Source organism: Frankia sp. AgKG'84/4 (assembly GCF_023242965.2).
GTDB lineage: Bacteria > Actinomycetota > Actinomycetes > Frankiales > Frankiaceae > Frankia.
The window spans coordinates 1-8,305 of sequence record NZ_JALKFU020000208.1; the positions used below are offsets into that span (position 1 = coordinate 1).

An 8,305-nucleotide genomic window follows, 5' to 3' on the forward strand; every position below is an offset into this window, starting at 1 on the left:
GCCGGACCGGCGGGCGCGCCGGGTGGCGGGCCGGTCTGGCACTTCGTGGGTCAACTTCAGCGCAACAAGGCCCGATCCGTCCTTAATTGGGCTGATTGGGTGCAGTCGGTGGATCGTCCGGCGCTGGTCCCCGTGCTGTCGCGGCTCGCGGTCGAGCGGGGGTATCCGTTGTCGGTGTGCCTGCAGGTTCTGTTGGAAGTCCGGAGTGGGTCCGGCGGGTCGACTCCGGCCGGGGTTGCCGGTTCGGGCCGGGGCGGCATCGATCCGGGCGACCTGCCAGCCCTCGCCGAACTCGTCGAGGAGGCCCCCGGGCTGACACTGCGGGGGGTGATGGCGGTTGCTCCTCGTGGCGAACCACCACGTCCCGCATTCGCGAAACTGCGAGCCGTCGCCGAACGGCTGGTCGCGGACCACCCTCGAGCCACCGTGGTCAGCGCCGGGATGTCGGGCGATCTTGAGGCGGCCGTGGCCGAGGGCGCGACACACCTACGGATCGGGACCGCTTTGTTCGGTGAACGGCCTGGTGTCCCTTAGAGTCGCGCCCATGGGGCTCGGGCGCAGGGCGATGGTCTACCTCGGTCTGGCCGAGGAGGATGACGACTATCTCGACGACGACTACGACGACGACGGTCGTGCGGTCGGTCATGATGACCGGCGTGCCATGCACGAACCGGTCCCGATGGACCGCACGGTCCGTCGGATCGACGCACGGGAGGAGTCGGCTGTCATGCCGCGACGTCCGCCGGTCGAGCCGCTGCGCCCCGCCGCCCCCATGCCGGTGCGCCGGGTGGCGCCCGTCGAGGAGCCGCACCCCTACCGGATCACGACCCTCCAGCCACGCAGCTACAATGAGGCGCGGCAGATCGGAGAGGAGTTCAGGGACGGTACCCCCGTCATCATGAACCTCACCGACATGGACGATGTCGACGCCAAGCGGCTGGTCGACTTTGCCGCCGGGCTGATCTTCGGGTTGCGTGGCGACCTCGAGAAGGTGACCAACAAGGTCTTCCTGCTCTCGCCATATAACGTCGAGGTCACCGAGACGGACAAGCGACGCATCCGTGAGGGTGGGTTCTACAACCAGTCATGATGGAGAGTCCTCACCAGTGACGCATCCCCCTGCACATCAGGAGAGAGCGCCATCAGCACGCTAGGACTTCTTCTTTCATGGCTGCTGCTGCTCTTCGCCCTGCTGCTGATCGCCCGGTGGTTCATCGATCTGATCGAATCCCTTGGTCGTAGGATCAGGCCGTCCGGGCCACTGCTGCTGCTCTTCGAGCTCGTGTACACGGTGACTGACCCCCCGTTACGGCTCCTTCGGCGTATCCTGCCCCCTTTGAGGGTGGGTGGCGCCTCGATTGACCTCGGGTACGTGGTCCTCCTGCTGGTGATCTTCGTTCTGCGAGGTTACGCCCAGGGGCTCTGACTGGGGTTGTGTGCACACCGCTGACGCGGGCGCGGCAGACTGCCCGCAGACCGCCCTCTCTTCGGGGAGCGGCGATGCCGCACGAGGAGGCGACGTGGCTCTGACACCACAGGACGTACAGAACAAGGTCTTCAGTCCGACCCGGTTCCGCACCGGCTACAACGAGGATGAGGTCGACACCTTCCTCGATGAGGTCGAGGCGGAGCTGACCCGGCTGCTCGACGAGAACAGCGACATCCGTCGCCAGCTCGACGAGGCGCGCCGCTCCGGCGGCGGCGGCCCCGGCGTGCCCGCGCAGATCCTGGAGGAGAACCAGGGGCTGCGCCGCCAGGTCGAGGAGGCTCGTCGCCAGCTCGCGCAGATGCAGGCGCAGGCGGCCCAGGTCGCCCGCGAGCGCGCGGCCGCGCCGCCCCCCGGACCCCCCCAGCCGCAGCCGCAGAGCGGCGCCCCGACCACGGTGATCCCCGCGGTCGGCAGCGGCACCGCCCCGGCGCGCACCGGTCCGGGCCAGGTCTCCGAGGCCGAGATCGAGCAGCGTGTCGCGCGCACCCTCGTGCTCGCCCAGCGCACCGCCGACGAGGCGCTGCGCGAGGCGCGGGCCGAGTCGGAGCGGGCGCGGCGCGACGCCCGCGCGGACGCGGACCGCATCATCGGTGAGGCCCGTGCCCACGTCGCCGAGCAGCTCGGCGGCCTGGAGGAGGACAAGCGGCGCCTGGAGGGCCAGGTCGAGCAGCTCCGGGCGTTCGAGCGGGAGTACCGCACCCGGCTGCGGGCCTACCTGGAGATGCAGCTGCGCGACCTCGACGGCATGCCGACCCAGCCGGCCGTCGGTGCCGGCAGCCCGCAGCGCCCCGGCCTCAACCCCGGTGCCCCCACCCCGCCCCCCGCGGTCGGCATGGGCCCCAACGGCGGTGTCCAGCAGCAGAACCCGGCGCACCAGCCGACGTTCCCGCCCGGCCCGCCGATGCCCGCCGGAGCCATGGCCCGCGACAACGGTCACGGCCGCCCCGACATGGATCCCGCGCGCCGCGAGGGCCCCGGCATGCAGGACTTCTGATCGGCGACGCAGCCCGGCCCACGCGACGTAGGCCGCCCGCGTGCTGACGCTCTGTGGCGCGTTGCTCGTGGCAGGTGCGGTGCTGGCCGTCGTCGGCATTCTCGCCGGCAGCGGGTTCGTCTACGCCTCGCTGATCCTTATCCTGCTCGTCGCGGCGCTGCTGCCGCTCGGCGCCCGGCGCCGGCTCGGCTCCACCTGAACCGTCGCCGGCACCAGGCGCCGGCCAGGGGCGCGCGGACGCCGAGCCGGCTCTGACAGCAGGACGGCTGCGGCACCGGGCCGCCGAGCGCGCCGACCCCACTGGGCCGCAGGGCGCGCCCGGCCGGGCACCGGGCCGAGCTCCTAGCCGGCCGTCGGGTCGCGGCGCGTCAGACTGAAGCGCAGGCCGAGTTCCTCGGACGTGGACAGCTCGACGCCCGCCGACGCCAGGTCCTCGTCTGCCTCGGTGAAGGCGACCGCCAGCACCTCCTCGGCCACCGTGGCGCCGTGCGCGCGCAGGGCGAGCGCGGTGTCGTCACGGGTCGCCGACCAGCGCACGTCCACCCGATCGGTGATCTCCAGGCCGGCGGCCTTGCGTGCGTCCTGCAGCACCCGGACCACGTCGCGGGCCACCCCGGCGCGGGCCAGCTCCGGGGTGATCTCCAGGTCGAGCGCGACGGACAGCCCGGACTCCGCGGTGACCGCCCAGCCCTGCCGCGGTGTCTCCGTGATGATCAGTTCGTCGCCGGCGAGGTCGATGCCCTCGCCGGCGACGGTGACGGTGAGGCGGCCATCGACGGGAGCGCCCGCCGCGGCGATCGCGGCAGCGACCGCCTTGGTCGTGGCACCGAACCGTCGTCCCAGTGCACGGAAGTTCGGCTTCACCGTGATGTCGACGACGTCGGCGGTGGCGGCCTCGACCGCGGTGACGTTGAGTTCCTCGGCGATCTGCGCGCGCAGCTCGGCGCTCAGCGTGTCGAAGGCGCCGCCGCCGACGACCGCCCGCGTCAGCGGCTGGCGGGTCCGCACGCCGCTGGAGGCCCGCGCCGCCCGGCCGAGTTCGACGACCCGGCGCACGAGGTCCATCTGGACGGACAGCTCCGGGGAGCGCAGCCCGGCCGGTAGCTCGGGCCACGCGGCGAGGTGCACCGAGTCCGGTGCCTGGTCGTCGGCGCGCAGCAGCCGCGCCCACAGCCAGTCGGTGAGGAACGGCGTGAACGGGGCCATCACCCGGGTCAGCGCGTCGAGGCAGGTGTGCAGGGTGCTCAGCGCATCGGGGTCGCCGGCCCAGAACCGCCGCCGCGACCGGCGGACATACCAGTTGGACAGGTCATCGATGAACCGGGCGATGCGCCGCCCGGCGCGCAGCGAGTCGAACCCGGCGAGCGCGTCGTCCACCTCGGCGACGGTGTCGGCGAGCTCGGACAGCGCCCAACGGTCCAGCACGTGGCGCTGCGCCGGCGGCTTCGCGGGCGTCCCGGTGCCCGGGCGCCAGCCGGCGGCGCCGGCGTAGAGGGCGAAGAACGACGCGGTGTTCCAGTAGGTCAGCAGCACCCGGCGGACGATGTCCTCGATCGCCTCATGGCCGACGCGGCGGTCCGACCAGGGGGAACCGCCGGCGAGCATCAGCCAGCGAACCGCGTCCGCGCCGTGCCGCTCGAACAGCTCGAACGGGTCGAGGACGTTGCCGACGTGCTTGCTCATCTTGCGGCCCTCGGCGTCGAGGAGCAGCCCGAGGCAGAGCACCGTCTCGTACGAGGAGCGGTCGAACACGAGCGTGCCGATCGCCATCAGCGTGTAGAACCAGCCGCGGGTCTGGTCGATCGCCTCGCAGATGTACTTCGCCGGGTAGTGGCGGGCGAACTCGTCGGCGCCCCGGTGCGGCGCACCCCACTGGGCGAACGGCATCGCGCCGCTGTCGTACCAGACGTCGATCACCTCCGGTACCCGCCGGGCCGTCGCGGCGCAGGTCGGGCAGGGGAAGGTGACGTCGTCGACGAACGGGCGGTGCGGGTCGAGGGCGGCGAGGTCGCGCCCGGCGAGCTCGGACAGTTCCGCCAGCGACCCCACGCACGTCAGGTGGGTCGGGTCAGCGGCGCAGCGCCAGATCGGCAGCGGCGTGCCCCAGTAGCGGTTGCGCGACAGCGCCCAGTCGACGTTGCCGCGCAGCCACTCGCCGTAACGGCCGTCCTTGATCCGGTCCGGGTGCCAGTCGGTGCGGGCATTCTCGGCCAGCAGCCGCTCGCGGATCGCCGTGGTGCGGATGTACCAGGACGGCAACGGGTAGTAGATCAGCGGGGTGTGACAGCGCCAGCAGTGCGGGTAGCTGTGGGTGAACATCTGGCCGCGCCACAGTCGGCCGCGGGCGCGCAGGTCCTCGGTGAGCGGCGCGTCGGCGTCTTTGAAGAACAGCCCCCCGACCAGCGGGGTGTCCGGGAGGAAGCGGCCGTCGGTGCCGATCGGGTTGACCACCGGCAGGCCGGCGGCCCGGCAGACCGCGAGGTCCTCGGCGCCGAACGCCGGCGACTGGTGCACCAGGCCGGTGCCGTCGGTGGTGGTGACGTAGTCGGCCAGCACGACGGTGTGCGGGGTGCCGGTGCCGGTGGCGAACAGCTCGGCGGGCAGCAGCTCGAAGGGACGCTCGTAGCGGGCGCCGGCGAGCGCCGACCCGCGGAACCGCTCGAGCACCTCGGCCTCCTCGCCGACGGCCGCGGTGACCAGCGGCTCGGCGACGACGACCAGCTCGCCGTCGGCGGCCCGCACCAGCGCGTAGTCGACCTCGGGGTGCACCGCGACCGCCGTGTTCGACACCAGCGTCCACGGCGTCGTCGTCCACACCAGCAGCCGCGCGCCCCGCGCGGCCAGGCCGAGGTCGTCGGCGACCAGCGGGAAACGGACGTGGACCGACGGGTCCTCGACGTCCTCGTAGCCCTGGGAGACCTCGTGGTCGGACAGCGGTGTCTCGTCGCGCGGGCAGTACGGGGTGACCCGGTAGTCCTCGACCAGCAGGCCCTTGTCGAAGATCTGCCGCAGGGACCACCACACGCTCTCGATGTAGCTGGTGTCCATCGTGCGGTAGGCGCCCTCGAGGTCGACCCAGTAGCCCATCCGCTCGGTCATCGCCGAGAAGTCCGCGACGTGGCGCAGCACCGACTCGCGGCAGCGCTCGTTGAACGCGGCGACGCCGTAGGCCTCGATGTCGCTCTTGCCGGTGAAACCGAGTTCCTTCTCGACCGCCAGCTCGACGGGCAGGCCGTGGCAGTCCCACCCGGCGCGCCGGGGCACGTGGAAGCCCTTCATCGTCCGGTAGCGCGGGAAGATGTCCTTGAACACCCGGGCTTCGACGTGGTGGGCGCCGGGGCGGCCGTTGGCGGTCGGCGGGCCCTCGTAGAACATCCACAGCGGCCGGTCGGCGGTGGCCTCCAGCGAGCGGTGGAAGACCTTCGTGTCCCGCCAGCGCGCCAGTGTCTCGCGTTCGAGAGCGGGCAGGTCCACCTGCGCCGGCAGCGGCGCGTAGCTGGGCGTGGGCGGCGTGGTGTTCATCGTGGCGGACCCGGTCTTCCCTCGGTCGTCGTCGCTGGCATCGGCTGTCACCAGAGGGACGACGCCACCAGCTCTGAGCGGGGGCACCGGCGGGCTCGACCCGCCGCCGCGCCCCCTCGGGAGCCGGGGGTACCGCGGTACCACCCTCCTTGCGCGCCTCCCGGGACGGGCCGCCCGCAAGACGGGCGCCGGACCGCGAGACGGCCACTCGTTGGTGCGCGACCGCCGGATCTACTGCGGGCCGTGCCGGGGTTGCCGACGGGCCCGGTTCTGCCGGCAGCTCAGGGGTGATCTTTCGCGACGCGCTGGCCGCCGGGCTTCCACCAACCCCGGCTCGCTCGGGCTGCGCCCGCCGCTACTCGTCCCCGTCGACGCCGTGCCGCTGCTCGGCAAGTGTAGTCGACGGGCCCGTCGGATCCGCCGCGCCGGGGTGGCCCGTAGAGTGGTTGCGCTGGGCAGATAACTACCATCGGGAGCAGCGTGTCCGAAGATCCCGCCGGCCGCGGTCCGGCCGCCGTGAGCGGATCGGCGGCGCGTCCCGACGCCCGGCGTTCCGGCAGCCGGCGCCCCGTCGTCGCGCTGGCCGTGACCGCCGCGATCCTGCTGGCGCTCGACATCGTGACCAAGCACATCGCGGTGTCCGAGCTGTCCGGGCGCGGCCCGGTCCGCATCGTTCCCGGGATCCTGGACCTCGAGCTGACCCGTAATTCCGGCGCCGCGTTCAGCGTCGCCGGCGGCGCGACGGTGATCCTCAGCCTGGTCGCGCTCGCCGTGATCGCGGTGGTGGTCTTCACCGCCCGGCGGCTGGGCTCGGTCGGCTGGGCGGCGGTGCTCGGCGCCCTGCTCGGCGGCGCGTTGGGCAACCTCGTCGACCGGATCTTCCGCGCCCCCGGCCCGCTGCGCGGGCACGTCGTCGACTTCGTCCACCTGCACCACTGGCCGATCTTCAACGTCGCCGACTCGGCGATCGTCTGCGGCGGCGTCCTCGCGGTGGTCCTGTCCCTGCGCGGCATCGGACTCGACGGCAGCCGCTTCGGCGACGACACCACCGGCCGGACGGGCACCACCGGGCCGGCGGGCGAATGACGGCCACCGGGGACACGCGTTCCCTGCCCGTACCCGACGGGCTCGACGGAGTGCGCCTCGACGCCGCCCTCGCCCGGATGTTCGGGCTGTCGCGCACCGCGGCGGCCGCCCTGATCGACGATGGCCAGGCCAGCCTCGACGGCCGGGTCCGCGGCCGCTCCGACCGGGTGCACGGCGGCGCCTGGCTCGAGGTGTGCCTGCCGGCGCCGCCCCGGCCCGTCCGGGTGGAACCGACCCCGGTCGACGGCCTGGGCATCCTGTTCGACGACGACGACATCGTGGTCGTCGACAAGCCGGTCGGCGTCGCCGCCCATCCGGCGCCCGGCTTCACCGGCCCGACGGTCATCGGCGCGCTGGCCGCCGCCGGCTTCCGCGTCTCCACCTCTGGGGCGGCCGAGCGCCAGGGTGTTGTGCACCGCCTCGACGTCGGCACCACCGGCGTCATGGTCGTCGCCAAGAGCGAGCACGCCTACACCCAGCTGAAGCGGGCCTTCCGTGAGCGCGAGGTGGACAAGCGCTACCGGGCCGTCGTGCAGGGCCACCCCGACCCGCTGCGGGGCACTGTTGACGCCCCGATCGACCGCAATCCCCGCCGGCCCGGCCTGTTCGCCGTCATGGCCGACGGCAAGCCCAGCGTCACCCACTACGACGCCCTCGAGGCGTTCCGGGCGGCCTCGCTGCTCTCGATCCGCCTCGAGACGGGCAGGACCCACCAGATCCGGGTGCACATGTCGGCGCTGCGCCATCCCTGCGTCGGCGACATCGCCTATGGCGCCGACCCGACCCTCTCCGAGCGTCTGGGCCTGGCCCGGCAGTGGCTGCACGCCGCGTACCTCTCCTTCGACCATCCCGCGCACGGCGGGCGGGTCGAGTTCACCAGCCCCGATCCGGCCGACCTGGCGGCCGCGTTGGAGAGGCTGCGGGACCACGGATGACCGACCCGCCGGCCGCGGTGGCCGTGCTGCCCACCTCGTAGCCGAGCAGGCCCGGTTCGTCCCGGAACCGGTCGGCCAGGCGGGCGAGACCGGCGGTGAGTGTGGCGACCGAGGAAACCTCGCCGGCGGCGGGCACCAGCCGTAGGACGACCCGCAGGCCACGCCCGGTGAAGGCGCTGGTGAGCGCGGCGGCCTGGGCGAGCCCCGCACCCGTGCCGTCCTCGACGTCTGCCTGCACGCTCTCGTCGAGGCCGAGGAGTTCCCCGGGCAGGGCGAACT

General features: G+C 73.0%; 8 protein-coding genes and 1 pseudogene. 7 read left to right on the top strand and 2 right to left on the bottom strand.

Annotated features, from left to right (window positions below; all coding sequences use genetic code 11):
- The 5 genes from MXD58_RS14280 to MXD58_RS14300 all read left to right on the top strand — a co-directional run.
- A partial coding sequence (locus tag MXD58_RS14280) for a YggS family pyridoxal phosphate enzyme (protein WP_250609397.1) occupies positions 1 to 534 on the top strand: 534 nt, incomplete at its 5' end.
- 10 nt (positions 535 to 544) lie between these two features.
- On the top strand, positions 545 to 1,090 hold the full coding sequence (locus MXD58_RS14285; RefSeq protein ID WP_248840056.1) for a cell division protein SepF: 546 nt from the start codon (positions 545 to 547) through the stop codon (positions 1,088 to 1,090).
- Positions 1,091 to 1,141: 51 nt separating this feature from the next.
- Positions 1,142 to 1,426 (top strand): YggT family protein, encoded by a 285-nt coding sequence (locus MXD58_RS14290; protein ID WP_462183544.1) that lies wholly within the window; start codon positions 1,142 to 1,144, stop codon positions 1,424 to 1,426.
- 94 nt (positions 1,427 to 1,520) lie between these two features.
- Entirely contained in the window at positions 1,521 to 2,483 is a 963-nt protein-coding gene (locus tag MXD58_RS14295) for a DivIVA domain-containing protein (RefSeq protein ID WP_248840055.1), read from the top strand.
- 40 nt (positions 2,484 to 2,523) lie between these two features.
- Positions 2,524 to 2,682, top strand: a complete 159-nt coding sequence (locus tag MXD58_RS14300) for a hypothetical protein (protein ID WP_248840054.1) — start codon at positions 2,524 to 2,526, stop codon at positions 2,680 to 2,682.
- A gap of 143 nt (positions 2,683 to 2,825) precedes the next feature.
- Here the strand turns inward: MXD58_RS14300 and ileS are convergent, their stop codons facing one another.
- The gene (ileS, locus tag MXD58_RS14305) at positions 2,826 to 6,005 is read right to left on the bottom strand and encodes an isoleucine--tRNA ligase (RefSeq protein ID WP_250609398.1); all 3,180 of its coding nucleotides are present in this window, start codon (positions 6,003 to 6,005) and stop codon (positions 2,826 to 2,828) included.
- 480 nt (positions 6,006 to 6,485) lie between these two features.
- Between ileS and lspA the strand changes: the two genes are divergently transcribed.
- Complete coding sequence (lspA, locus tag MXD58_RS14310) at positions 6,486 to 7,091, top strand: signal peptidase II (protein ID WP_248840847.1); 606 nt, start codon at positions 6,486 to 6,488, stop codon at positions 7,089 to 7,091.
- The gene (locus MXD58_RS14315; RefSeq protein WP_248840846.1) at positions 7,088 to 8,026 is read left to right on the top strand and encodes an RluA family pseudouridine synthase; all 939 of its coding nucleotides are present in this window, start codon (positions 7,088 to 7,090) and stop codon (positions 8,024 to 8,026) included. Before lspA ends, MXD58_RS14315 begins: the two co-directional genes overlap by 4 nt.
- On the opposite strand, the pseudogene MXD58_RS14320 reads toward MXD58_RS14315, so the two are convergent.
- A pseudogene (locus tag MXD58_RS14320) lies at positions 7,965 to 8,305 on the bottom strand (hypothetical protein); the annotation flags it as partial. The gene MXD58_RS14315 and the pseudogene MXD58_RS14320 sit on opposite strands and share 62 nt — an antisense overlap.

Excerpts from the sequence above, each read along its gene's own strand:
- MXD58_RS14285 (WP_248840056.1), top strand. The coding sequence starts at position 545 with ATGGGGCTCGGGCGCAGGGCGATGGTCTACCTCGGTCTGGCCGAGGAG.
- ileS (WP_250609398.1), bottom strand. The coding sequence starts at position 6,005 with ATGAACACCACGCCGCCCACGCCCAGCTACGCGCCGCTGCCGGCGCAG.
- MXD58_RS14315 (WP_248840846.1), top strand. The coding sequence starts at position 7,088 with ATGACGGCCACCGGGGACACGCGTTCCCTGCCCGTACCCGACGGGCTC.